The 25531-nt window shown below is 34.5% G+C and carries 20 protein-coding genes; 6 read left to right on the top strand and 14 right to left on the bottom strand.

All coding sequences use genetic code 11. The annotated features are described in order from the left end of the window. Nucleotide 1 precedes the first annotated feature (1 nt). The 3 genes from HGP29_RS08630 to miaA are packed head-to-tail and all read right to left on the bottom strand — an operon-like array spanning nucleotide 2 to nucleotide 2939. A complete protein-coding gene (locus HGP29_RS08630) occupies nucleotides 2-430 on the bottom strand; it encodes a response regulator (RefSeq protein ID WP_211093230.1) in 429 nt (142 codons plus the stop codon). Between the two features lie 52 nt (nucleotides 431-482). Then, nucleotides 483-2006 (bottom strand): PAS domain-containing sensor histidine kinase, encoded by a 1524-nt coding sequence (locus HGP29_RS08625; RefSeq protein ID WP_168881963.1) that lies wholly within the window; start codon nucleotides 2004-2006, stop codon nucleotides 483-485. Between the two features lie 27 nt (nucleotides 2007-2033). Continuing rightward, nucleotides 2034-2939 carry a tRNA (adenosine(37)-N6)-dimethylallyltransferase MiaA gene (gene miaA, locus HGP29_RS08620; protein WP_168881962.1) on the bottom strand — a complete coding sequence of 302 codons (906 nt, stop codon included), beginning with the start codon at nucleotides 2937-2939 and terminating at the stop codon, nucleotides 2034-2036. A 134-nt stretch (nucleotides 2940-3073) separates the two neighbouring features. Here miaA and HGP29_RS08615 point away from each other — a divergent pair, with 134 nt between their 5' ends. The 3 genes from HGP29_RS08615 (at nucleotide 3074) to HGP29_RS08605 (ending at nucleotide 7512) form a co-directional block, all read left to right on the top strand. Further along, nucleotides 3074-3676: a thymidine kinase gene (locus tag HGP29_RS08615; protein WP_168882098.1), complete on the top strand. Its 603-nt coding sequence runs from the start codon at nucleotides 3074-3076 to the stop codon at nucleotides 3674-3676. A gap of 63 nt (nucleotides 3677-3739) precedes the next feature. Further along, nucleotides 3740-6982, top strand: a complete 3243-nt coding sequence (locus HGP29_RS08610; RefSeq protein ID WP_168881961.1) for a PAS domain-containing protein — start codon at nucleotides 3740-3742, stop codon at nucleotides 6980-6982. 59 nt (nucleotides 6983-7041) lie between these two features. After that, entirely contained in the window at nucleotides 7042-7512 is a 471-nt protein-coding gene (locus HGP29_RS08605; protein WP_168881960.1) for a peptidylprolyl isomerase, read from the top strand. A gap of 151 nt (nucleotides 7513-7663) precedes the next feature. Here HGP29_RS08605 and HGP29_RS08600 read toward each other — a convergent pair whose 3' ends face one another. Both HGP29_RS08600 and glgP read right to left on the bottom strand, forming a co-directional pair. Further along, nucleotides 7664-8005, bottom strand: a complete 342-nt coding sequence (locus HGP29_RS08600; RefSeq protein WP_168881959.1) for a hypothetical protein — start codon at nucleotides 8003-8005, stop codon at nucleotides 7664-7666. A gap of 103 nt (nucleotides 8006-8108) precedes the next feature. Continuing rightward, nucleotides 8109-9767, bottom strand: a complete 1659-nt coding sequence (gene glgP / locus HGP29_RS08595; RefSeq protein ID WP_168881958.1) for an alpha-glucan family phosphorylase — start codon at nucleotides 9765-9767, stop codon at nucleotides 8109-8111. A 706-nt stretch (nucleotides 9768-10473) separates the two neighbouring features. Here glgP and HGP29_RS08590 point away from each other — a divergent pair. Continuing rightward, complete coding sequence (locus HGP29_RS08590) at nucleotides 10474-13515, top strand: PD-(D/E)XK nuclease family protein (protein ID WP_168881957.1); 3042 nt, start codon at nucleotides 10474-10476, stop codon at nucleotides 13513-13515. A gap of 105 nt (nucleotides 13516-13620) precedes the next feature. Next, nucleotides 13621-14886, top strand: a complete 1266-nt coding sequence (locus HGP29_RS08585; RefSeq protein WP_168881956.1) for a tetratricopeptide repeat protein — start codon at nucleotides 13621-13623, stop codon at nucleotides 14884-14886. Between the two features lie 28 nt (nucleotides 14887-14914). Here the strand turns inward: HGP29_RS08585 and HGP29_RS08580 are convergent, their stop codons facing one another. From HGP29_RS08580 to HGP29_RS08545, 8 genes are all read right to left on the bottom strand, one after another. Further along, nucleotides 14915-15679, bottom strand: a complete 765-nt coding sequence (locus tag HGP29_RS08580) for a LytR/AlgR family response regulator transcription factor (protein WP_168881955.1) — start codon at nucleotides 15677-15679, stop codon at nucleotides 14915-14917. 9 nt (nucleotides 15680-15688) lie between these two features. Beyond that, nucleotides 15689-16723 carry a sensor histidine kinase gene (locus tag HGP29_RS08575; protein ID WP_168881954.1) on the bottom strand — a complete coding sequence of 345 codons (1035 nt, stop codon included), beginning with the start codon at nucleotides 16721-16723 and terminating at the stop codon, nucleotides 15689-15691. Between the two features lie 101 nt (nucleotides 16724-16824). Continuing rightward, nucleotides 16825-18156 carry a TolC family protein gene (locus tag HGP29_RS08570; protein ID WP_168881953.1) on the bottom strand — a complete coding sequence of 444 codons (1332 nt, stop codon included), beginning with the start codon at nucleotides 18154-18156 and terminating at the stop codon, nucleotides 16825-16827. Nucleotides 18157-18168: 12 nt separating this feature from the next. Beyond that, nucleotides 18169-21204 (bottom strand): efflux RND transporter permease subunit, encoded by a 3036-nt coding sequence (locus tag HGP29_RS08565; protein WP_168881952.1) that lies wholly within the window; start codon nucleotides 21202-21204, stop codon nucleotides 18169-18171. After that, nucleotides 21204-22259 carry an efflux RND transporter periplasmic adaptor subunit gene (locus tag HGP29_RS08560; RefSeq protein ID WP_168881951.1) on the bottom strand — a complete coding sequence of 352 codons (1056 nt, stop codon included), beginning with the start codon at nucleotides 22257-22259 and terminating at the stop codon, nucleotides 21204-21206. The genes HGP29_RS08565 and HGP29_RS08560 overlap by 1 nt, the downstream gene beginning before the upstream one ends. A gap of 173 nt (nucleotides 22260-22432) precedes the next feature. After that, the gene (gene ppk2 / locus HGP29_RS08555; RefSeq protein WP_168881950.1) at nucleotides 22433-23233 is read right to left on the bottom strand and encodes a polyphosphate kinase 2; all 801 of its coding nucleotides are present in this window, start codon (nucleotides 23231-23233) and stop codon (nucleotides 22433-22435) included. A gap of 31 nt (nucleotides 23234-23264) precedes the next feature. Continuing rightward, entirely contained in the window at nucleotides 23265-23912 is a 648-nt protein-coding gene (locus HGP29_RS08550) for a ribonuclease H1 domain-containing protein (RefSeq protein ID WP_168881949.1), read from the bottom strand. A 29-nt stretch (nucleotides 23913-23941) separates the two neighbouring features. After that, entirely contained in the window at nucleotides 23942-24454 is a 513-nt protein-coding gene (locus HGP29_RS08545; protein WP_168881948.1) for a GNAT family N-acetyltransferase, read from the bottom strand. A gap of 217 nt (nucleotides 24455-24671) precedes the next feature. Between HGP29_RS08545 and HGP29_RS08540 the strand changes: the two genes are divergently transcribed. Then, nucleotides 24672-24818 carry a hypothetical protein gene (locus HGP29_RS08540; protein WP_168881947.1) on the top strand — a complete coding sequence of 49 codons (147 nt, stop codon included), beginning with the start codon at nucleotides 24672-24674 and terminating at the stop codon, nucleotides 24816-24818. Between the two features lie 86 nt (nucleotides 24819-24904). On the opposite strand, the gene HGP29_RS08535 is transcribed toward HGP29_RS08540, so the two are convergent. Further along, the gene (locus HGP29_RS08535) at nucleotides 24905-25525 is read right to left on the bottom strand and encodes a response regulator transcription factor (RefSeq protein ID WP_168881946.1); all 621 of its coding nucleotides are present in this window, start codon (nucleotides 25523-25525) and stop codon (nucleotides 24905-24907) included. Between the last annotated feature and the right edge of the window lie 6 nt (nucleotides 25526-25531).

Genomic DNA, 25531 nt, shown 5'->3' with positions numbered 1-25531 from the left:
GTTATTTGTTTGGTAATCGAACGATCTGAAACCAGTACTGATTCAAGGATTTAACAATATCAACCATTGAATCAAATGTTACAGGTTTTGTGATGAACGAACTGACCCCTAAGTTATAAGTTTTTAGGACATCTTCTTCATTATTTGAAGTTGTTAATACAACAATTGGAATATTTTTTACTTCCTCGATTTCCTTTATTTCTTTTATACATTCTCTACCATCTTTTTTGGGCATATTCAAGTCCAAAAGAATCAGGTCAGGAAGTGGATATTCTTTTGTATCACTATATTTTCCTTCGTGATTAAGGTACTCCATTAATTCCTCTCCATCCTCTACAAAAAAGAGTTGAGATGCTAATTTACTTTCTTCGAAGGCCTCTTGTGTTAACATTCGATCTTCGGGATCGTCATCAGCATAAAGTATTGTCATTAGATTTTGTGAAAACATTATGAGGGTATATTTAAGTGTAATATTTAAAAAATTATGCGTTAATATCCAGGTTCTGATTCTCCAGGTCTGTTCTTAACGTAATATAAAAAGTGGTCCCTTTTCCTATATTGCTTAGTGCAGTGATATCACCACCATGTCGTTGTGCAATTTTTTTACAAATGGCTAATCCTATTCCTGAACCATTGTATTTTCTTCCTTCTAATCGTTGGAAAATTTGGAAAATTCTGTCGCTATATTTCTGATCAAAACCAATCCCATTATCTTTCACAGCAATTTGAATAACGTCTTCACCATGATCTTCTGGTAGGTACTTTACCTCAACAATTGGTTTGGCATCATCTCTTTTGAATTTAATAGCATTGGAAATGAGGTTTTGGAACAATTGTCTCAGCTGAGTACTGTCTCCTTTTAGGTTAGGTAAGTGATCGATACGAATTTCAGCTTCTGCTTCATTAATTGCAATTTCAAGATCAGAAATAACATCAGTTAACACATTGTTGAGATTAATCTGTTCGAAATCTTTGGCTTTTGAAGTGATTCTAGAAAAGCGTAATAAGTCAGAGATAAGTTGTTGCATTCTCTCTGCAGAACTCAACATTCTATCTATATAATCTTGTCCTTTCTCAGAAAGCTTTTCTTTCTCTTTTGTTTTTAGACGATCACCAAAAGCACGGATTTTTCTAAGTGGTTCCTGTAAATCGTGGGAACTCACATAAGCAAAGTCTTCTAGCTCTCTATTTTTTGCTATAAGCTCTTGAAGGTAGAGTTTTACCTTCTTTTCATTTTCTACTCTTTCTGTCACATCCTCAGCAAAAACAATAATGCCGCTAATTTCGCGATCATTATTATACCAAGGGTGCGCTTGCCATTCAATACAGGCCGTTTTATTGTCTCTTCGCTTTACATAGTCAAGTTGGATACCTGATTTTTTCCCTTTGACTACTTCTTCAAAAATAGGAATCCATTCTTGGGAAAAATATTCTATAGGATCAAAGATCTTCTTTCCAATTATTTCTTCATTGATGTCCCCTAAAAAGGTTTTTTTCCAACGCGTACTGGCTACAAGATATCTAAAATCTTTATCCAACATCGTAATCGCCGCCGGAGCATAGTCAGCATAATATTCTAAAAGCTGTCTTTGTTCGATTACTTCTTTCTCAGCTTCTTTTCTTTTAGTGATATCATTGATAAACGCAGCAACATGCAATTCTCCATCTAACTGTAATGAGCTGATGCTTATTTCAACAACAAACTGTTCTTTGTTTTTTCGTTGAGCTAAAAATTCTTTTCCGAGTCCTTTTGTTCTAGTCTTCGGGTTCTTGATATATCCATCTCTTAATCCGACATGCATTTTTTTCATACTGTCGGGTAAAAGAATTTCTAATGGTTCATTGATCAACTCACCATCTTCATAACCGAAAATTTTATCGGCCATAGGATTGGCTGTGACAATGATTCCTTTCTTATTACAAATGATAATTCCTTCAGATGCAGCGTTAAATAAAGCTGCTAATGGGTTTGAATCTTGATTAAAAATTGATTTAATGTCGCTCATTATTCAGTGATTGATTTCGTTTATTTATTAGGCTTTGTGGATAAACTCGATAGTCTCTTTTAATTGGTCTGGATGTACCCAAAATGTATTTTCATCTCGTCTAAACCAGGATAATTGTTTTTTAGCATATCTTCGACTGTTTCTTTTAAGTAGCTCAACAGCCTTGTCCCAATCGTGTTTACCATCCCAATGGTCAAATATTTCTTTATACCCTACAGTTTGTAGCGCGTTTTTATCTTTATGGGGCAACATACTTTTTACCTCTTCTACCAAACCATTGTCTAGCATTAAATCCATTCTGAGGTTAATACGATCATACAATTCTTGTCGATCACGATCTAAACCTATCTTGATGATTTTAAAAGGTCTTTTAGCAGTGTAAGTACTTCGTTGGCTAGAGTAAGGTTCTCCAGTTATAGCCATTACTTCTAGTGAACGGATAACTCTCTGGTAGTTGGCCCTGTCTACTTTATCGTAATATTCAGGATCTTTTTCTTTAAGCTCCTTTAGTAGCGGTTCTAGTCCTTCTTCCTCATACTTTTTGTTATAAGCATTTCTGATTGCAGGATCACTAGTTGGCATCGGATCGATACCTTTACACACAGCATCTACATACATACCAGAACCTCCAGAAAGTATAACATATTTATGATGTTGGAAAAGTTGTTCCAATAACGCTAAAGCATCTTTTTCATAATGTCCGAAACTGTATTCTTCGTCGATAGATAAGTGTCCAACAAAGTGATGAGGAACACCTTGCATTTCCTCTATAGTTGGCCTTGCTGTTCCGATTTGTATTTCCTTAAAAAATTGACGGGAATCAGCATAAACTACCTCTGTTTCTAATGATTTTGCTAACTGGACACAAAAATCTGTTTTACCTACCGCGGTTGGTCCAACCACTACGACTAATACATTTTCTTTATCTGACATTTAATGTGATTTGATACTGGATTTTTATCATCACACAAAGTTAACAATAACTAGGAAAGCATTTACAAATAATGTGAGGATTGATGCAAACAAAAGTGTACCTTTGCCCACTGAATTTTCAAGATATTAATACTATGTTTGTAGAACCTAGATTCCAAGACCGTACAGAAGAAAAGCAAATAGGTTGGATAGAAGTTGTTTGCGGATCTATGTTTTCTGGTAAAACAGAAGAGTTAATCAGAAGAGTAAATAGAGCAACAATTGCTAAGCAAACGGTTCATATTTTTAAACCTGCAGTCGATACCCGTTACCACGACTCAAACGTCGTTTCTCACAACTCTAATTCAATTATTTCCACTCCGGTTAAAACTGCTGACGAGATTACACAATATGTTAGCGAAAATGAAGTTATAGCTATTGACGAGGCACAATTTTTTGATAACAAACTCGTAGATGTTTGTGTTGAATTAGCCAACAAAGGTCATCGTATTATTGTATGCGGTTTAGACATGGATTTTCAAGGAAAACCGTTTAAACCAATGCCAGAACTTATGGCAATTGCAGAATACGTTACAAAATTGCACGCTATTTGTGTACAATGTGGTGAGCCGGCGTTGTATTCTTATCGCCTTTCTGCTTCAAAAGAACAAGTACTTCTAGGGGAAACAGATTCCTACGAAGCAAGATGTAGAAAGTGCTATCAAAAAGGAATGTCATCACGTCAAGCAGAATCATAATTGCAGAGTCTCAGTTTTCTACCTGATGACTCTACGTTATCAAGCTGAAAAATAGACTTCTCAATGAGAAAACAAATTGATAAAGAGACGCTTAGACGTCAGATAATACGTTATTTTAGTTTTAGGACAATCCAGGGTAGAAATGTGCTATTAACCGCATCCTACCTTCTGATTTTGATCACTTTTACTATTCTTGTAGTTTATCAAAATAAATTGGTAAGTGATGTTGGTGATAGGGTAATTCAAACTAGAAACCCTATCACTGTCATGACTTCAAGAATAAATGCAGGTCTGGATCGTGTTTCTGCGGCTCAAAGAGGTTATTTTCTAACAAAAGATGATAGCTACAAAGATGAAAGAAACTCACTTTGGGATACTGATATCCTGCCAGCATTAGAAAAACTCGAAGAATTAGGAAAACAACTGACTTCACAAGACCGACGTTCAATTGATGCCCTTGGTATCTTATTGAAAGAATACAAACACGGTCAAGATGACTTGGAATTATATTTTGAACAGCATATCACAGATTTTGCTGCTATTCAAGAAGACGTTGAGGAACTAGATTCCTTGACCTTAAGGCTCAAACTAGAAAGTTTTAAAAAGAAAACAGAAGTAGACGAATACATTGTAGACTACCTGTTAAATAATATCTCCCCACTAAAAGCAGAAATTCGAGAATATCTTGGTCCATTATCTCAACAGCAGCAAAAAGCCATGTTGGATGATGTTAAGAGAATTAATGAAGATATCGATAGTGCGAACTCATCTATTGCTTTTGTTACGGCATTCTTCGCCATTTTAGCCATTGGATCATCACTTTTAGTAATCAGAACATTAAATACCTCACTCCAAAAACCGATCGATCAGTTGGATAGATTGTCCGTTGGTGATTTAGGTGAATCAATTGATGAAACCACTGATGAGATGAATGATATCATTCTATCATCTAATAAATTGAGGGATAATTTGGATAGAGCCTCAGCATTTGCATTAGATATTGGTGAAGGGAATTTCGAAGCTAATTTCAATCCTGCTAGTGAGCATGATATGCTAGGTAATGCTCTTGTGCAGATGCGTAGTCGTTTGAAAGATGTAGCTGATGAGGACGAAAAGCGTAACTGGATTACAAAAGGTATGGCTCATTTTGGCGATATTCTTCGTCAGAATTCAGATATTAAAGAATTATCAAATTCCATCATTTCAGAATTGGTAGGTTATTTATCAGCCAACCAAGGAGAGCTTTACTTCATGGAAGAAACGGATGAGGGAGAGCACTTTCTGAACCTTGAAGCCACTTATGCTTTCGAGAGAAAAAGAATTATTGAAAAGAAAATACATATTGATGGCCGTTTTGCTGAAGGTTTACTAGGTCAGTCTTACCTTTTAGGCGAAACTATTTACCTCAATGATGTACCACAAGGATATACAGACATTACTTCCGGCTTAGGTGATGCAACACCAAGAGCAGTGCTTATCGTTCCATTGAAAATCAACGATGAGGTAGAAGGTGTTCTTGAAATTGCGAGCTTTAAAGAAATCGAGAAGTTCGAAGTGGAATTTGTTGAGAAAGTGGCAGAATCAATTGCTTCTACATTAAGAACAGCAAAGAACAACGAAAGAACTAAGACTTTACTACTTTCTTCTCAAGAGCAAAGGGACCACCTAAGAAGCCAAGAGGAAGAAATGAGACAGAATTACGAAGAACTTCAGGCGACTCAAGAAGAAATGGAACGTCGTCAGAAAGAACTTGAAACACTTCGTAATAATCTTCAAGAGCAGGTAAAAGAAAGAACGACAGAGCTAGAGAAAACATTAGAGCGTTTTGATCTTGCTTTGCAAGGAACAACAGAAGGTATTTGGGATGCAGCTTTAATTAATGGAGAGCTAAATAACGATACGCAATTCTGGTGGTCATCAAGATTTGAAGAATTATTGGGTTATGAAGAAGGTGAACTAGAAAATAGCTTAGAAACCTTTATTTCTAATATTCACCCATTAAATCGAGATAAGACTTTAAAAGTATTTAATAGCTTAATTGCAGACCATCTTGGTATTGCACAAAATGCTATCGATGTAGAGCTGAGAATGAAAGATGGTACTTATAGATGGTTCCATATTTCAGGAGCAGTAAAACATGATGAAGATGGCAAGGCGACTCGTTTTGCAGGTGCTATTAATGATATTTCTTCGACCAAAGAATTAGAACATAGTCAGAAATTACTTTCTATCAGAGAAGCGAACTTGAAAGCATTCTTGGATGTAACTCATGATTATGTATTAGCAATTGATCAGAAGATGGTCGTTACCTTGGTAAACAATGCGATGAAAGAGGCATTGAAATCAAGAGGATTACAAATTGTTGAAGGAGAAACAGTAATATTAGATATGGTACGTCCAGAAAATAGAGACAGATACCATACAAATATTAGAAAAGCATTAGACGGTAATATCTTTACCGATGAAATGGTCATTCAGGTAGGAACTTCTAAGCAGATTATGGATACAAGATACTATCCAATATATGCTGAAGATGGTTCTATCGTTGGAGCAACAGTAATGTTCCATGATATTACAGATACAAAAAATAGAGAAAGCGAATTAGAAGAATCAAGACGTCAGTTAAAGGCAATTTTTGATACTTATGATGCTGAAGTGTATATGAAAGATCTTGATGGTAAATACATCATGGCAGATCAAACCTATATACAATCTATTGATGTTGATTTTGATATCATTGGAAAAACAGATGTTGAGATCTTTGGACCAGAGAAAGGTGAAGAGATTTGGGAAATTGATGAAGCTATTTCTGAACAAGAAACAGAGATTTCATTTATAGACTCTCGAGAAGATGGCACAAAATACAAATGTGTGAAGTTCCCAATGGTGAATAGTGCAGGTAAGATTTATGCCATCTGTAGTATTGCTTCTAAACTAGAATTTGAAGGATCTATGGATTCTGGGGTAGAAAAAGTACCAGTACCAATTATATATAGAGATTCAAATAATCCATCACACATTGTGAAAAATGGGGGTTCTTGGAAAAACTTCTTTGGTGAAGACACTACTTTAGATAGATATGTTTCCTCTAAAGATCAGTTGAGATATGAAGTAGCGATGAATAATATATCAACTGCAATAGCAAATGGTAAGTCATACTTTGAAACCTACACACTGACTTTAGATAATAATGATAGAATCTTAGTATTGGAAAAAGGAAATTCTGTAGAAAGAACATATGATGATCAGAATGTTGTTGTTTCAGCAATGATTAACATCACACCTTTACGACCAAACCATGGTTAAGCGGTAGAATTTATTACCTTTGCAACGCTATTTTATTAATCATTTATAAAATTTTAGAAATGAAAGCAATCATCAAGACTGAAAAAGGAGACATGACAGCTGAATTGTTTGTGAACGATGCTCCAAACACAGTAGCAAATTTCGTAGATCTTGCAGAGCATAACTTCTATGATGGTTTAAATTTCCATAGAGTAATCCCTAACTTCGTAATTCAAGGTGGTTGCCCTAACGGTGTTGGTAATGGTGGTCCTGGTTACAGAATCGCATGTGAATTAGATGGCGATAACCAATATCATGATAGAGGTGTTCTTTCAATGGCACATGCAGGTAGAAATACAGGTGGTTCTCAATTTTTTATCTGCCACAGCCGTGACCAAACTTCTCACTTAGATCGTAACCATACTTGTTTCGGTAAAGTAATTGAGAATGTAGACATCGTTGATGATGTTCGTCAAGGAGATAAAATTCTTTCTATCGAAATCGTAAGAGAGGAAGGAGATCCTGAATTAGGAGAAGTAAAGAAAATGTAATATCAGCTTATTGATATATCATAAAGATATGAAAGCCGTCTCATTAGAGATGGCTTTTTTTATTTCAACTTATCAACAGAATACAACTTATTCACAATTAAGAAAGTGTAAATTGTTTGTGGTTTTGTTGATTTTAAAAAGTTATCAACATTTAGAGGTGTTTAAGCCATGAAAAACGATTCCTTGTTGATAAATAATTGATATTCCCCTCATTTTTGTAAGCTTCTCTTTCAAAACTAATATTTCTGTAAGCCTCATTAGAATTCTTGTGGATAACTAATCGAATGAAATACTCAATCACATACCACAAGTAGAAAAATATCAACAGTAATTCTTTTTGTTGTTCAAAATGTATCTTCTCGTGTCTGATAAGTATTTGCCAGCGCTCAGAGTGTTGATAACTTTTACACTCTGAACGGACAAATATAAAAGGATAAACAGCCATTGCGGCAAAACCCTTTACAGGAATAAGTTTGTTAAAAACTAAGAACATTTTTCAATTGGGCTGCGAATATAAAAAAAGCGAGCCTAATAAAATAGACTCGCTTAATATTAATAACAAATTGTACGATTTTAGCTTAAAAAACTAATAAATCTTACTCATTGTATAGTTTTTCATAGTACTGTAACGCCATACGGTTAGCGTCGAAGTAAGGAAGAACATCACGCATAGAGTTTTTCACACGCTCGTTCCACTTTTCTGGCTCATCATAATACATAGGAATGATTTCATTCTCTAAGATATCTAATAAGCTATTTAAATCTTGTTCGTCTTGTTCGTGAACAGGAGCATTCAAGTCAGCTAATGGAAGAACGAATGAGTTCTCACCGTTAGCAAATTCAGGAATCCAACCATCATCAGTAGAAAGGTTGATACCACCGTTCATTGCTGAAGTCATACCTGAAGTACCAGAAGCCTCACGAGGTACACGAGGGTTGTTCAACCAAACATCAGAACCTTGCTTTAACTTACGAGATAATTTCAATTCGTAACCTACTAATACAGCCATGTTACCATAGTCCTTAGAAAGGTGTACTAATTGGTTAAATACTGAAACAGCACCGTAGTCCATAGGGTAAGGCTTACCTGCCCAAATGATTTGAACTGGACGATCAGGGTTGTTCATGATACGGTTGAAACGCTCTTTATCACGAGTGATTAAATCAGCACGCTTATAAGCAGCGAAACGACGAGCCCAAACGATAGTTAAGACCTTAGGGTCCATTAATTTACCAGTTTGGTCAGCAACAGTTTCGAATAATTTCGATTTTAAGTATTGCTTACGCTCGATTAATTTATCGTCATCTTCTTTGTGAAGTGCAGAATAAAGTTGCTCATCAGCCCAGTAAGTACGGTTTTGAGCGTTTGTGATAGATGTGATACGGCAAATGTTACCATATTTGTTCCACATATCGTTAGATACCTCACCGTGTAGTTTTGATACACCGTTTGCAACTCTTGCAAGACGAAGACAAGCTAATGAGTGATCAAAAGTATCACCATCGATGCCAGTAATACGTCTTACTTCATCTAAAGAAATACCATTGAAGTATCCTAATTTATTAAGGAAGTGGATATCGTGTTTTTCGTTACCCGCTTCTTCTGGAGTATGCGTAGTGAATACTAATAAGTCTTTCACTTTTTGCATATCACCATCAAATTTCTTTGTTAAGTGGAATGCTGCAGGAAGAGCGTGAGCCTCGTTGAAGTGGTATACTTCAGCATTGTACTCTAACTCATCTAATAATTTAGCACCACCTAAACCAAGAAGCATATATTGAGCTACTTTCGCAGATGCATCAGCGTCATAAAGACGGTGAGAAATTGATTGCGATAAGTAATCGTTTTCTGGAAGGTCAGTTGTTAAGAAGAACATCGGCACAGTATTGAATACGCCTGGACGTAAATACTTAGCTGTAACCCAAACTGGGTGACCGTTTACTTGAATAGTAAACTTAATGTTTGTGTCTTCTAAGAAGTTGTTGATTTTCTCTTGGAAAAGAGCATCCATTTCTTGGTTACCCTTACGAACTTGATCGTAGTAACCATATTTCCAAAGGATACCAATTCCGATAAAGTTTTGGTTTAATTCAAAAGCAGAACGCATGTGTGAACCTGCAAGGAAACCAAGACCACCTGAATAGATTTTAAATGGTTGATCAATGGCAAACTCCATACAGAAATAAGCTACACGCTTTTTATACTTTGGATCGTATGCATATGGGTGTTTGAAGTTTTCTTCGAAACGTGACATATTATTTGAATTAGATGATTTTATGATATTACAAAACAAATTTTGCTAAGAGTTGTCGATTTGACATCTCTTAATGCACTTGCAATTTTTATAAATTTATTCTCTAATGTTATGATGTAGGTCACCAAAAAAAGAAAGATTTCCTGTAACCGGTTGCGAAACCGTTGTAATGTTGAAATACAAACATTTTTTCTAGAAAAATTTACATTTTTAAACATTAACATGATAAAAATTACAAATTTTAATTAATTGGAAATTTATAAATAGATGGAAAATGACATGTATTCACAATCTATTTATGAACTTTTTATTAATACTGGGATTTTTTCATTTTTGAAAGTGGATTGATAGAAGGATTTCACTCTAAAAACTAGCCCAATAATTAAAGCAAGTGTTGTCATAAACGTCCAAGCTACCATTTTCAAAATGTAGTTGATAATATAGTATACAATTCTAAAGATTGGAAGAAGTAGAAAAGATGCAATAACAATGATAATGCTACCTATTATTGTGCTTAAGTTCATGCGATAAGTGAGATGTCATAGTGATTATTAAAGAAACACAATTTTTAGAACGTATATATTTAATTAAAGTTTGGTTTTTTATACAATTTGTTACAAAAATTTAAATCCTTTCCTTTTTTAACTTCAATTCCGGTTCGTATTTTCGATGATTATTTAATTGAAAGACCTTCATACGAATCGATATGTCTCAACCTTATCAAATTCCATTTTTACAAACCGTTGCTCAAAAGATTCTAGATAATCACTCGGGAAATCTAAACAATATCCTTGTTGTGTTACCTTCTAGAAGAGCTGGGATGTATTTTAAGCAGTACTTTGGAAATGTAATTACGAAAGTAACTATAGCTCCTCCTGTTTTATCGATGGAAGGTTTCGCCGAAAGGTTTTCGAAATTGGTAAAGGCAGATAATGTGACCTTACTGTTTGAACTTTATAAAGTATATAAAGAAGAAAATAAGGATATCACAATCGAGAAATTTGCTCCTTTAGGAAAATCATTGCTTTCCGAATTCAACATGATTGATAATAACATGACGGAGGAAGAAGCTCAGAAAATGTTTGAACATTTAAATGAGTCAAAAGCGATAGATCATTGGGCAGAGGGACTTTCAGAAGAAGAAGCAGAATCGTTTAAAAAGAATTGGAAAAACTCTAATTCATCGATGACAGATTTTTTAGCCTTTTGGCAAAATTTGTCTTCTTCTTATACCAAGTTTAAAGCGTCATTAGCTGCAAAAGGGATTGCCTATGGAGGCATGCTTTTTAGAGAAGCTTATGACCACTTAGCAGAGAGAATCAATGAGTTAGGAATTGATAAAGTAATATTTGCTGGTTTTTCTCAAATGAGTGGTATTGAACAGAGTATTGTTCAGTATCTAACAGATTTAGGAAAGGCTCAAACCTATTTTGATACAGACAAAAGGTATCATCACTCTAATAAGAAACATGAGGCAGGTTACTATTTAAGAAGGTATGTTAATGGTTTTGCAGCACAGCACCATGATTATGCTGTCGATCAATTTTCATCGCATGAAAAGAAGGTCAATTTTAAGGCAGTAAGTAGTATTGTTGGTGAAGTGAAATTTGCAGGAGAATGGCTTGCTTCATTATTAGATACCCCAGATAAAAGAAAAGAGTTTGTAGAAACATTAAATCATACAGCGATTCTTTTACCTGATGAAACGGTTTTACCTGCGTTGCTAAAATCTCTACCTGATATACCGTTTGAGAACGGTAAAACGCTAGCAGAACTTACCAATATCACGATGGGTATGAGTTATGAAAAAACTCCTTTCTTTGATTTGATTACAGAGATTTTCAAGTTAAAAGAAAGAGTGATTTTTAAAGATGGTCAGTATTGTGCTTACTTTAAAAATGTACAGAATATACTCCGTCACCCATTCTTTAATAGTAATTACAGAGAGATTGACGTGATTACAGGTAGCATCCTTGAAGACATCACTAAGAAAAACTATATCAATGTACCTTTAGATTACTTGGTGGAAGCTTCGGGTAGTCTTGATATTTTTAAAGTAGTCTTTAAAAATTGGGGTAACGACTATGTTAGCTACATTGAACATTTCCAAGAGTTGATCAATGCATTATTAGAAATGTTTAAGGATGTTTTAAAAATAGAAGCTCCAGATCCTTCTCGATCAATCAAGATTTCTGATTCTACATTTAGTTATGAAGAAGAGTTGTTAAGTATTCTGTATGATCACCTTAAGCATTTGTACAGAGTGTTGCCTGCATTCTTTCCAGAGAAGAAAGAACTACCCATTTTTGTCTTTAAAACATTACTGATGGAGTTATTACGAGGAACGAAAGTACCTTTTACAGGGGTTCCAATTGCTCCATTACAAATTATGGGTATGCTAGAAAGTAGAGCACTAGATTTCAAAAATGTACTGATTTTATCATGTAATGAAGGAATACTGCCTACCAAAAAATCTGTAGAAGCAATTATTCCATTTGATGTTCGAGCACAATACGGTTTACCTACGTATCAAGATAAAAACGCAGCATTTGCTTATACTTTTTACCGATTATTCCATCGCTCAGAAAATCTAATGTTTAGCTACCTCGATGCCAATGCAGGAAACGACATTGGAGAAATGAGTAGGTTATTATTACAGGTAAAAGAAGAAATGTTGGATGATCCTCAATTTCGCCTAACTACTTCAGATACATCTGCCGCATGGATGTTGGCAAAAGCAGATAAAACTATGGGAGCCCCTGTAGAAATTGTAAAATCTGATGTATTGAAAGAAAAGATTCTTCGACGATTGAAAAGAGGTGTCAGTCCATCTGCCATAAATTCTTTTATTCGAAATCCACTAACATTTATCGATGAAAAAGTAATTGATTTAAAAGAAGAAGACGAAATCGAAGAAGACTTGGACAACCGTAGTTTTGGTAATCTAATTCACTTGTCTTTGGAATGGGGATTAAGAAGAATGGCAGGGCTAGACGATAAAGATGAAAACACCCCTTTTGTTTTAAGAAAAGAAGACTTTGATAAAGCATTAAAGGATAAAGAGTTTATTCCCAATGTAATTCAAGCAGCAGCTTTAGAAGAAAAGGTGGAGTTGGTGAAAGGGCAGAACTTATTACTTAAGGCTGTAGCAGAGAATTTACTCCAAAGGTATTTTAAAAAGCAAATTGAAGAGATTGAAAAATCGACCTCAAAAGCTATAGGAATTATAGGGCTAGAAAAATACGTGACGCATAACTTAAAGGTTGATGTGGAAGGTGAAGAAATTGAAATTCGTCTTTCGGGTATGGCAGATAGAATAGATGTTATAGACGGACAATTAAGAGTGGTAGATTATAAATCTGGGGGCTACCAAAGATCAGATATGGACGTTAGTGATTGGAATGATATTTTGGAGGACGATCATAAAGGTAAGTTTTTACAGCTTTCATTATATCAATATTTATTGACATCCGCATCGGCTGATAAATCTAATGAGGATTTTCATAAATTAATTGGTGCAGCAAACCGTGTTTTAGTAAAGAATGGGCTTCCAGAAGTTGACCTATCGCTAGCTATAAAATCAGGTTTTTACTTTTTCAGAAAAATCAATGATGGTTTGATTGTTTGTAAGGAAGGACAACCTATTGGAGGCGAAGAAATGGAGTTTTTACCTAAAACAGAGAAGCTCCTCGAAAATTGGACAAAAAGACTACTTGACACATCATCTATTATAGAAGATGTAATTTGAATTGTAAAAAAACTTAAAATATGACAGGTAGAGGAGGCAATTTTACTTGATTATTGTTTTAAGAATATATCTTGAGTAAGTCTTTGTAGTGACCATCTACCTAATATGTCTTCTATACCTATCGATACATTAAAATGTAAGTATAGTTTTGTCATCTATCTCATCACTTTTCTTGGTGTTTTTTCCTTCCAAGAAGCCAAATCGCAGACGAGTTTACCTGCTTTGGAAGATGTAGATATGCTAATGACAAATTTAACGGTGCAATTAGAAATTACATCGGGTATTGATGCTATGTACAACTTTGACTTTAAAGTTGCAGAAGGACAATTCCATTGGCTAAAAAGCCATTATCCAGAACACCCCCTCCCGTACTTTTTATTAGGACTGACTCAATGGTGGAAAATTGTTCCAAATATTGAGAACACAGCCTATGACGAAGCATTTTTTACTTATATGGATTCAGCTATCTATTATGCTGATATCATGTATAAAAAAGACAAAGATGATCCTGAAGCTTTATTTATCCTTGCAGGTACATGGGCTTTTGAAGGACGTTTAAATGGTGAAAGACATAATTGGACTAAGGCAACGTTTTCAGTTCGTAAGGCACTGAATTATTTTGATAAGCTGAAGTCTATGCCTAAATCCGAACTCACTCCTGAGCTTTTATATGGTGATGGCCTCTATAATTATTATGTAGAGTGGATTAAAGAAAACTACAAAATGCTTCGAGCAGTAATGTGGATGTTCGATAGTGGAGACAAAGAATTAGGAATCGAGCAATTAGAAACTTGTGGTAAAGAAGCATTTTATACCCGAATAGAAGCGATGTATTATTTAATGAAAGTACATTCTTCGAAAGGAGGAAAGATGATTCGAGCGATTCAGATTTCAGAATACTTGCATGAAAAATATCCCAATAACCCTTATTTCCAAAGGTATTATGCTAGGCTACTCTACTACAGTGGAAGATACCCTCAATTGTATAAAGTGAGTAAATCTTTATTGGAGAGAGTCGAACAACATCAGGTGGGTTACGAAGAAATGAGTGGCCGTTATGCTTGTTTCTATTTGGGTGCTTATTACAGGGACTACCTCGGAGATAGAAAAACGGCAGCAGAATATTATAGAAAAGCCATTGAGTATGTTGAGGCCATTAAAGATTATGGCTCGGGTTATTATCATTATTCATTGGCAGCTTTAGCAAGAGATGCTAAAAAAGATGGAGACTTTGAATTGGCCAATGAATACTACTCTAAACTACAAATGTATGCTGTAGGTAGAAAGAAACTACAAACAGAGGCTAAACAGTTTAAGAAAGAGTATAAGAAGCTTAGAAAGCAAAGAAAAAAAGAAGAAAGGAACAGCTAGTTTATTATCATTTAAATTAGCTGTTTTTTTATTGATCAATCCACATTTTAAAAGTATTAGCCTTTAATCGGCTTATCATAATTTCGGGTTGTTCTTTTGTCGTTAAAAATACAGCCAACTTACCTCCAAAATGATTTTCGAAACTCTTAATACTTTGAATATTCACAATACAACTTCGGTTAACTCTAAAGAAATCTTTAGGATCTAACTGGGATTCTAAGCTTTCCATAGTATGGTGAAGAATAAATTCTTTTCCGTTAAAAAGTACTGCTGTTGTGATGTTCGATTCACTTTTTAAATAAGCAATTTCGTTGACATCTAATTTATAAAATGCCTGTGCTCCTTGAATAAGAAAGCGTTTACGGTATTCCTTTTTCTCTCCTTGAATTGCAGATAATATCAATTGATAATCAATCTCGTCGGACTTATTGGTAGTGATACTCGCTTCTAGTTTATCGATAGACTTTCCTAGTTTAATTTCATCTACAGGTTTTAATAAGTAGTCTATACTATTTACTTCAAAAGCCTGAATGGCATATTGATTAAATGCTGTAGTAAAAATGATAGGTTGCGGGATATGTACTTGATCGAAAATAGAGAATGATATTCCATCTTTGAGCTGTATATCCATAAATATAACATCACAAGAGTTGGGATATTTTGTAAACCATGCAATGGCTGTACTTACTTTATCAATTTTTTCTACTAAAGTCCAATTTGGGCGAAGTGTCTGAACCATTAGTTCCAGCATTTCGGCATTATACATTTCATCTTCTATAATTAAATATTTCATTTTTATGGTTTAGACTAGTGGTAATTTTACGGTGAAATGGGTAGAGGATTTTTCTATTAAGATAGGTTTATCAACAAGAATCGCAAATCTATTCTTTAAGTTTTCTAGTCCCTTTTTCGTTGAGTAAGCAGAAGGTTTTTCATTCAACGTATTCTGAACGACCATCTGTTGATCATCTTCAAAAATCTTAATTTTTAAAGGGGTAGTTTCATCGGCTATATTGTGTTTGATGGCATTTTCTATAAGTAGTTGTAAAGTCATCGGGGGCAATTCTTTATTCAAGCTTTTATCAGAAAGTTCTATCTCTAAAACGATACTATTTTTTGCTCTTTCTTGATGTATAGATGTATACTGCTTTACAAATTCAATTTCTTCTTTTACTTGTATAGTTACCCAATCAGAATGCTGTAAGGCATATCTACTGATGTTGGAAAAATTGGTGATAAAGTCTTTGGCCTCTTCTTCTTTTTTCAGAAAAATCAATGATTTTAAGATACTCAGATTATTAAAAAAGAAGTGGGGGTTAAGCTGATCCTGTAAAGCCCTATAACTCATCTCAAGTTTCTCGACTTTCAATTTTTCTACTTCCGAAATCATTTCAATTCCTTTATTGATGATACGAAACAAAAGGAAGATAAAACTTATGGAAATAAATACGATAATGGAAACTAAGAAAAATAAAACTGTAGCAATGATGGTATCTCTTTCATAGTTCGGAAATCGAATTAATAGCATTAGAGCACATAAGATAATTATGGCCGAAATGGAAGAGTACCCAAGCTGACTAAGAATTCTTCTTCGAAAGTTTTTTGGCGTAAAAGGAATCTTTTTCTCTAATTGTTTATCAATCCATATAACAGATTCTACTAAGATTACATAAAATATGGTTCCTGCTATAAATGGGGTTAAAACATTTATTCCTTCGGGAGGTCCTCCCATTAATTCTAGTAGTCCATAGTTTGATATAATTCCTAATATCACTGTAAGTAATATTCTATTACAGATTGATTTATAGGTATATATATTATCAGGTTTGTGAATCATATTATCTAATTTAAAAACACTATACCAAAAGTAGAAAAACTTTCGGTATAGTGATATTTACTTACTTGGATACTACGATTATCTAAATACCAATTAAAAAATTAATTGATAGGAGGGTTTTCAATTTGTCCTGTTGCTCGAAGCCATTTTGTTTTTAGAACTTCGTGATTTTTTAATGCTAAGATTAATTCAAATTGCATTTTTAGTAACTCAGATTGAGATTGTAAAACATCTGTAGTTGTATTTAATCCTGATGAAAAACTGATTTTTGTTTCTTCCAAGCTCTCTTGTGCCTGTTCGATATTTTCTTTAGCAATGGCTATCGACCTTCTATTTTCTTCTAATTGATATCCAATTTGACGGATTTCAATTGAAATCATTTCTGTAGCATTGTCTTTATTATGGATAGCCTCTTGAGTTTTTAATCGGGCAACATTCATTTTTTCTTTACTTTCTTTGAAATGGAAGATGGGAATTTTTACTGCACCACCAACAATTCCAATAGGATCAATATTGTCGAGACCATTATTGCCATAGATATAGGCTCCTCCAGCCATTACCCCAACTTGTGGCAAATAGTCAGCTTTTGTAGACTTTTGTTCTAATACACTGATTTGAACTTGGTTCTCTAAAAGTTTCAGTTCAGAACGTTGAGATAATCCAGTTTCAATACCTTCTTGTACATCGACCTGAGTTATATTGTAGACTAAGTGATCTAGAAATTCTACCTTATTCTCATCTTCTATACCGATAATCTGGCTTAAAAACAGTTTGGCCAATTGTACTTGGTTTTCGGCTTTTACCTGTTCTAGTTCAGCCTGATTTTTTTGTACATTCACTTTCAGTTTTTCACTCAATGGAAGGAGCCCTTCTTCATACATTAAGTCCATCTGAGAAGCTAAGCTATCTAACATTTCTACATAAGTACGAGTAAGTTTTACTCCTTCTTTAGCAGCTATGACATTCCAATATGCTTCGTCTGTTTTTTCTATCAATTGGGTATAAGTCAATTTGTAGTTTTCCTGACTCATCGCCTTTCCTAATTTAGCTTGTTCATTAATGGCTTTTATTTTACCTCCAGTATAAACAGGCTGGACAGCAAAAACACCAGCAGTTAAAATACTAGGTTTGTCTACACCTATTGCAGGAATACTTGGACCACCAGGGATAGCCATTCCAGGAAAGAGTTCTAAATCTAATGTTGGCATCATTATACCTGTAGCAGAACCTTCTATACTTGGTAAGTAAGCTTTCTTTGCCAACTTATAATTGGCTTCTGCTTCCTGAATTTTTAAAGCAGCAGTCTTTAGATCTCTGTTATGTGATAAAGCCATGGCTCTACAATCTTCTAAAGACAAAGTTTCTTGTGCTTGTACATTTGAGGTGATCATTAACCACCCCAAAGTGTACAGCAATAATTTATAACTACTCATGATGTTTCTTAATTATTTAACTTCGATTCGGTACATAAATGCATAGAGTACTGGAATGACCATTAAGGTGATTAGGGTACCTACTAGTAATCCAGACATAATTGTTAGTGCTAATGCTCCAAACATTGGATCAGATAGTAATGGAATCATTCCTAGAATTGTAGTCATAGAAGCCATCATCACAGGACGCATTCTTGACATTGCAGCATCCACTGTAGCATCCAAACGACTTTTACCTTCTTCTAAGCCTAAATTGATTTCATCCAACAGTACAATTGCATTTTTAATGATCATACCAATTAAACCTAATGCTCCAATGATGGCCATAAAGTTGAAGAACATGCCCGTGAGGTTAAACCCTATACTAACACCAACAAAGGCAAATGGAATCATCATAAACACAATCAAAGACTGTTTCAGATTATTGAATAAGGCAATGGTTATGATTACAATAAGACCAATCGCTAAAGGGAAGTATTTGAATAAAGCTTTGTTCGCATCGTCTTGGACACCAACCATTCCACCATAAGTAATACTATAACCATGAGGTAAATTGATAGCCTCTATATCCTTCTTGATATCATTCAGTAATTCTACACCAGTACTTCCTTCTTGAACGTCACTTTCTACGCTCAGACACCTTGTTCCATCTTTTCTTTTGATAGCATAATCTTCTAATTCGACACGTACAGAATCTGTAACTTGAGCCAATGGAACACTAAATTGAGCTCGTTCTCCCCATACAGGAATACTCCCGATATTCTCAATATTTTTATCTAAGGTTGATTTACTTTTTAGAACAATAGGAACTTGGTTCTTTCCTTCGTATAGTGCTCCAATGGGGATACCTTCTGTCTGAATTTGTAAAGATCTACCTAAGTCTAACCTTGTGATACCTAAGCGTTGTGCATGTTCCAAAGAATATTCAGGCGTGATTCTTTTTGATTTATTACCCCAATTGTCTGTGACATTCTTAGACATTGGGCTTTCTAATAATATCAGCTTGGCTTGGTTGCCGAGTTCTCTTAACACAGCAGGGTCTGGTCCTCTAAATTCTATGGCTAACTCAGAACTTTCAAAAGAAGCTCCATATTCTAACAACCTATAGTTCGCATGAGGATAATTGTTATCTAAGTACTTTTGAACTTGTGGAATTACCTTGCCGACACTTTCTACGGTTTTAGTCTCAATAATAAATTCACCATAGTTGGATCCACCATTCGACATAGGACGCATTAGAGTAAATCTTGCTGGAGGTCGTCCTAAAGAAAGTGTGATATTTTTGATATCCTCTATTTCTCTAAGTTCGTTCTCAATAGCAGTCATTTCTTCCTCAACCGCTTCAAGATTACTTCCTTCCGGCAATTTATATTCAACAACAAATTGGTCGTATGGAATCTTTGGCATAAAGTCGACACGCATATATTGCATACCGTATAATGATCCTACTAATAAGACCGTAATACTACTCAAGAAAGCCTTATTGTATTTAAGTGAGTAGATCAAAGACGATTTAAACATCTTGTATATGCCATTATCATAAGGTGTGGTTTGTCCTTCTTTTCTTTTATTGCCTTCTTTTCTGTAGAAGAATTTTGCCATAAAAGGTGTTTGAATCATGGCAAATACCCAACTAAGCAATAAGGAAATAACTAATACTGTAAATAATGAGCTTAAAAATTCGCCTGCTGAGTGTGGTGCCATAGCCAATGGGAAAAAGGCAAGAATGGCAATTAAGGTTGCTCCTAAAAGTGGCAATGCTGTTTTCTTAGCGGTATTGACAAAGGCTAACTTTGGATCTACTCCTTTTTTAAGGTCTACTAAAATACCATCAGCAACAACAATAGAGTTATCTACTAACATTCCCATCGCTAAAATAATTGCTGCTAATGTTACTCTATGAAGGGGCAAATTGATCATTAACATGACAATCAATGTCCCAAGAATAGTAAATAGCAATCCACTCGAGATTAATAAGCCAGATCGGTAACCCATGGCCAAGAGTAAAATCACTATAACGATAGCAATAGATACTACAAGGTTAAATACAAAATCATTAACCGCTAATTCTACTCTTTGTGGTTGTGAGTATATTTCTTTGATTTGTATACCGGCAGGGAGTTCATCTTGTAATTCCTGCATTCTATGATCAAGACGTTCTCCTAATTCTACGACATTGATACCCGACTCATTAGAAAAACCTAAGGCAAGAGCTTGATCTCCATTGAAATAAACTCCTTCTCTTTTGGGAGCAAAGAACCCTCGTTTTACTGTAGCAATATCACTCAATCTAAACGATCCTCCTTGAGGAACCTGAATAATTAAATTCTCTACATCAGAAATATCATTGAATTTGCTTTCTACGTTAATACGCATGGATAAGGCATCTACCTCCAAGTTACCAGCATTAGCAATTTCGCTTTGGTTTTTCATCGCCAATGCAATAAACATTGGATTGATTTTCATACCGGCCAACTTTTCTTGGTTGAAAAGTATCTCGATTGATTCCGTTTGTGTACCAAAGATTTGTGACCTTCTTACACCATCAATTTTTAATATTTCTCTCTCAACTAATTCAGTATATTTCTGTAACTCTGGTAAAGTATATCCTTCTGATGTGATAGCATACAACATACCATATGTATCTGCGAAATCATCATTAACGATAGGAGTGTATGCTCCTTGGGGTAGAAACATTTCTACATCCTTCACTTTTCTCCTTAGGTGATCCCAAAGTTGAGGAAGGTCTTCTGTATCTACCGTTTGCTGGATATCAATTTGTATTACTGATAATCCTGCAGATGAAGTAGAAGTGACTTTATCTATATTTTCAAGCTTCATGATGCCTCTTTCTAGAACATCAGTAACTTCTAATTCTACTTCATGTTGTGTTGCTCCAGGGTAGGCTGTAACAACAATCGCTGATTTAATAGGAATTTCAGCATCCTCTAATTTTCCGATATTGAGGTAAGAAAATACCCCTCCTATAAGCACTGCTACCAATAAAGAAGTAATTAGTGCTTTTTGATCTAGTAATTTCTCTAACATTATAATAGCCCTCCAATATTAGTTTTAGATGCTTTTTGAATAGGTGCGACTTTCTGGTTTTCTAAAAGATCATAGACACCTGCGACCACAATTTTTTCATTGGTTTGTAATCCAGAAAGTACTTCAACTCTACCATCTTTTAAAGGCTTTCCTAAAACAACATTACGTTGCTTAAGTGTATTTCCCTTTTTTATTACCCACACAGAAGTCTTTTTATTTCCATCGAATACGGAAGAAAGTGGTACTGATAGAGGAGTGTTTTTGCTTTCAAGTTTTACAGAAGTAATCCCTAACATTCCTGATTTGATTCTCTCGTCTTTACTATCCAATAAGAAGGTTAACTCATACAAGTCGTCTTGCCCAGCTTTCTTGCTGATGGTTTTAAATTGTAAGGGCAAGTTTTCTAAATGTAAACTTTGGATATCTAGTTTTGCTTCCTTGATGTATTGTACTAGATATAATTGGGATGAAGGTACTTTTGTACTTACTTCTAAAGTCGATACATCGATCATGGAAACGACCGGAATACCAGGTCCAATTGTCGTATGGTCATTAATAAATTTTGCTGAAATATATCCTGAAATAGGTGCTCTTAAATCTGTATCATAAAGTTGATTTTGGGCATTTTCATAAGCGATTTTCGCTAATGTTACACCAGACTTTATTTTGTCATATGTATTTTCTGGAAGCTTATTTTTATCATAAAGCTTTTGATAACGATCTAATTCTTTTTGAGCCTGTAGGTATTGTGTTTTGGTTTGTTCTAACTGTAGTAAATAATCACGCTGGTCTATTTGAGCAATGATTTGCCCTTTTTTTACATAATCACCTTGTTTTACTCTAACTCTCTGAACGGGTCCACCTACTCTGAAAGATAAATTGATTTCGGTCTTTTCCTTTACCTGACTATTGAAAGTAATATTCGATGATAAATGATGATTCGAAATTGTTTCCGTTTTTACGTACTTAACTTTTTCTTGAGAAGTGTCTTCGGCTGCTTGATTGCAACTCATTATAAATGCTCCCATTAGTAGTAATCCAAGTATTTTTTTCATGATTGATATTTTTTGATCTGTCAATATGACGTCTCAAAAGTATCTGAATAGAGGGGAGTATTTTTTTGAAATTCACTGAAGTGATAGAATCGCTAGGTGAAGTGATAGAATTTTGAGTTGAAAAAAATCCTGTAAAATCATCTTTTGACTTTACAGGATTTATTACTGACATATTAATATTTATCCGGTACAAATGTTTGTTCATCCATTGGTGGTCGAACATACCCTTCTTTATTAATAGGTGGCAGCTTTATTTTTTTATACTTGATCTCTTTGTAAGGAACTTTTGATAGGAAGTGAGTGATACAATTAAGTCTGGCTTTTTTCTTATCATCTGCTTTAACTACATACCATGGAGATTGTTTGGTATCAGTGTAGGCAAACATATCGTCTTTTGCTTTTGAATACTCAATCCACTTTGCTCTAGACTCAAGATCCATTTCACTAAACTTCCAACGTTTGATAGATGAATTAATACGCTCAGCAAATCTTTTTTCTTGCTCTTCATCTGATACTGAGAACCAATACTTGATAAGGATGATACCTGATCGGATCAACATTTTTTCAAACTCAGGACATGTTCTTAAAAATTCTTGATATTGGGTATCTGTACAAAACCCCATCACTCTTTCTACACCTGCTCTGTTGTACCAACTTCTATCAAATAAAACAATTTCGCCAGCAGCAGGTAAGTGGGGTACATATCTTTGGAAATACCACTGAGATTTCTCTTTTTCTGTAGGTACACCTAAGGCAACTATTTTCGCTACTCTTGGGTTTAGTTTTTCTGTAATTCTTTTAATAACGCCACCCTTACCAGCAGCATCTCGGCCTTCAAAAATAACTACAACTTTTAATCCTTCTTGCTTCACCCATTCCTGCATTTTTACTAGTTCAGTTTGCAAGTGTTCAAGCTCAGCTTCGTAATAGCTTTTAACAAGTTTTCCTTTTTTGGTGTATTTTTCTTCTTTCATTGTAAGGCAACAGGAATTGATTGATAGAACTTTATTTTCTTCCAAAATCGGCAGGAATTTCACCCCATGCTTTTGTTTCCCATTTTCTGATTGGGTTCATGTAGGTATTGTTTTCTAGCCAATTTATTGCTCTATCAATATACTCAAAAAGAACTGCGTTTTTATCATTTTTAGGTAGGGTAGTTTTAATTTTTTTATCTCTTACCCATTTCATCGCTGTTCTACTATCTGTATAAATGATAGTACTATCATAACCGTGTTGTTTTAGGTAGGCCAATGCATGTACGATGCCTAAAAACTCACCAATATTATTGGTACCATCTTCATATGGACCTTTAATAAACAATTGTTGTCCTGTTTCAATCCATACGCCTCTATACTCCATAGGACCTCTGGCACCGCTGCAGGCAGCATCTACCGCTATACTATTGTTGGTGATAGGAAGACCAACTGATGGATCATAAGCTTTGGGAGTAGTTTTTCCATCTTTCTTTTTAAATATATATTTGGCAGGGTCGCTCTTAAAGGCCAATTCTGCATCTGCTTTGGAGTCAAATGATTTATATTTTGCTCCTTTTACACCTTGAACATGTTTTTGACAGTCTGCCCATGAGGAGTAAATCCCTGGAGTCCCACCTGACCAAACAACATAATATTTCTGTTTCTTACTTCCTGCCATTGTTTTTTTACTTTTGAGCGATGAATTTACTAAAATTCAATTTGATATTGATACCACTCATTTTGATTTTCTTCGAAGGATTTTAAAAATTGAAAACCAAGTTTAGCAATAACCTTTTGCGATGCTATATTTTCATGGTGACATCGAGCAATAATTTTATTGATATTCTGTGATTTACCCCATTCAAGGCAAGCAAGTCCTGCTTCAGTTGCATAACCTTTATTCCAATGTTTTCTGATTAATCTAAAACCTAAATCAACTTCTTTTGTATCAGGATGAAACTTTAGGCCACACCATCCTAGGTAATCATTATCGCTTTTCCTTCTTACAGTCCATCGTCCCATTTTAAATTCATGGTATGCTGTATATTGAAGTATAAACTTTTCAGCCTCATCAACAGAAATAAAAGGGTGATCACCAGTGTACTTCATCACTTCAGTATCATTGTTCATATCATAAAATGGAGGTGCGTCATCTATGGAGAATTCTGTAAGTAATAGTCTTTCCGTTTCAATTTTGAAGTTATTTTGCTCAGATGTCATCAATTGAAAAGTTAAAAATTAAAGAATAACAATTATTTATTTTCGATAAAATATTGAAAAACAGTAGCATTAAAGCACTTTTGTTTTAAAAAAATGAATTTTTTAGATATCTATTGTGTAAATGACTTGAACAATAGATAGATATAAGTTAAATTTGCACGCTCATAATTTTAGGATTATGATCTAAACTTTGTAATTGATTTAATAAAATATAGTCATGGGATATACAAAACTTATTAGAAAGAGTAGAAGAAACAAGACGATTGCTCTTAAGCGTGTAAATACTATCCAACGTATGAATGCTAAGCCAGTAATCAAGAAAGTTGACGTTGAGGCTGTAAAAGCTGAGTGGGCTGCAAAGTAATTTTTGCTTCTATTCTAAAAAAGCAGTTTGAAAAACTTAATTTTTCAAACTGCTTTTTTTTTTTATGCTTGTACTTTTCTTTAGGGCTAAATAAATCCTTCGCTTTTTGCTTTGGTAACTGCTTCGATCTTGTTTGATACTTGCAGTTTTAGGTATATATTTTTAATGTGGAATTTAACGGTGTCCTTAGATACTGAAATTTGATCTGCAATATCCATATAACTTTTACCTTCTGCTAAAAGGTTAAGAACATCTGTTTCCCTACTTGTTAGTGGAGACTCACTTTCTCTTCTAAATGATTTAACTACTAGTTTGGCAATATGTGTACTCATGGGAGCACCGCCTGCAGAAACTTCATCTAATGCTCTTAACAGCTGTGTATGATTACTGTTTTTAGTGATGTAACCTGTGGCACCTGCGCACAAAGCATCAAATACATATTGACTATTTTCATGTACCGAAATAATTAAGATGTCTGTTCGAGGTAAATTTTGACGAATATGTCTAGTTCCCTCAATTCCATTCATTCCGGGTAAATCAATATCCATTAATACGATGTCGGGTAAATCAGTTTCAAGGTTTTCAATTGCATCTTCACAAGTATCATAGGCTTTGATAACTTGGTAGTTAGACGTTTTTGTTTCTATTAGCAATTGAAATGCTTCTTGAACATCTTTATTGTCTTCTACGATGATAATCTTTTTCATATCCCT

Origin of the sequence: Flammeovirga agarivorans (assembly GCF_012641475.1) — a bacterium.
GTDB classification, from domain to species: domain Bacteria; phylum Bacteroidota; class Bacteroidia; order Cytophagales; family Flammeovirgaceae; genus Flammeovirga; species Flammeovirga agarivorans.
The sequence above is the reverse complement of the archived record's forward strand: the minus strand, read 5'-3'. Positions and strand labels throughout refer to the sequence as shown.

Bases quoted from the DNA above. Each gene is read 5' to 3' on its own strand.
- HGP29_RS08575 (WP_168881954.1), bottom strand. From the start codon at position 16,723: ATGATTCACAAACCTGATAATATATATACCTATAAATCAATCTGTAAT.
- HGP29_RS08615 (WP_168882098.1), top strand. From the start codon at position 3,074: ATGTTTGTAGAACCTAGATTCCAAGACCGTACAGAAGAAAAGCAAATA.
- HGP29_RS08560 (WP_168881951.1), bottom strand. From the start codon at position 22,259: ATGAAAAAAATACTTGGATTACTACTAATGGGAGCATTTATAATGAGT.
- HGP29_RS08610 (WP_168881961.1), top strand. From the start codon at position 3,740: ATGAGAAAACAAATTGATAAAGAGACGCTTAGACGTCAGATAATACGT.
- HGP29_RS08580 (WP_168881955.1), bottom strand. From the start codon at position 15,679: ATGAAATATTTAATTATAGAAGATGAAATGTATAATGCCGAAATGCTG.
- miaA (WP_168881962.1), bottom strand. From the start codon at position 2,939: ATGTCAGATAAAGAAAATGTATTAGTCGTAGTGGTTGGACCAACCGCG.
- HGP29_RS08600 (WP_168881959.1), bottom strand. From the start codon at position 8,005: ATGTTCTTAGTTTTTAACAAACTTATTCCTGTAAAGGGTTTTGCCGCA.
- glgP (WP_168881958.1), bottom strand. From the start codon at position 9,767: ATGTCACGTTTCGAAGAAAACTTCAAACACCCATATGCATACGATCCA.
- HGP29_RS08545 (WP_168881948.1), bottom strand. From the start codon at position 24,454: ATGACATCTGAGCAAAATAACTTCAAAATTGAAACGGAAAGACTATTA.
- HGP29_RS08565 (WP_168881952.1), bottom strand. From the start codon at position 21,204: ATGTTAGAGAAATTACTAGATCAAAAAGCACTAATTACTTCTTTATTG.
- HGP29_RS08570 (WP_168881953.1), bottom strand. From the start codon at position 18,156: ATGAGTAGTTATAAATTATTGCTGTACACTTTGGGGTGGTTAATGATC.
- HGP29_RS08535 (WP_168881946.1), bottom strand. From the start codon at position 25,525: ATGAAAAAGATTATCATCGTAGAAGACAATAAAGATGTTCAAGAAGCA.
- HGP29_RS08630 (WP_211093230.1), bottom strand. From the start codon at position 430: ATGACAATACTTTATGCTGATGACGATCCCGAAGATCGAATGTTAACA.
- HGP29_RS08550 (WP_168881949.1), bottom strand. From the start codon at position 23,912: ATGGCAGGAAGTAAGAAACAGAAATATTATGTTGTTTGGTCAGGTGGG.
- HGP29_RS08625 (WP_168881963.1), bottom strand. From the start codon at position 2,006: ATGAGCGACATTAAATCAATTTTTAATCAAGATTCAAACCCATTAGCA.
- HGP29_RS08540 (WP_168881947.1), top strand. From the start codon at position 24,672: ATGGGATATACAAAACTTATTAGAAAGAGTAGAAGAAACAAGACGATT.
- HGP29_RS08605 (WP_168881960.1), top strand. From the start codon at position 7,042: ATGAAAGCAATCATCAAGACTGAAAAAGGAGACATGACAGCTGAATTG.
- HGP29_RS08590 (WP_168881957.1), top strand. From the start codon at position 10,474: ATGTCTCAACCTTATCAAATTCCATTTTTACAAACCGTTGCTCAAAAG.
- ppk2 (WP_168881950.1), bottom strand. From the start codon at position 23,233: ATGAAAGAAGAAAAATACACCAAAAAAGGAAAACTTGTTAAAAGCTAT.
- HGP29_RS08585 (WP_168881956.1), top strand. From the start codon at position 13,621: ATGTCTTCTATACCTATCGATACATTAAAATGTAAGTATAGTTTTGTC.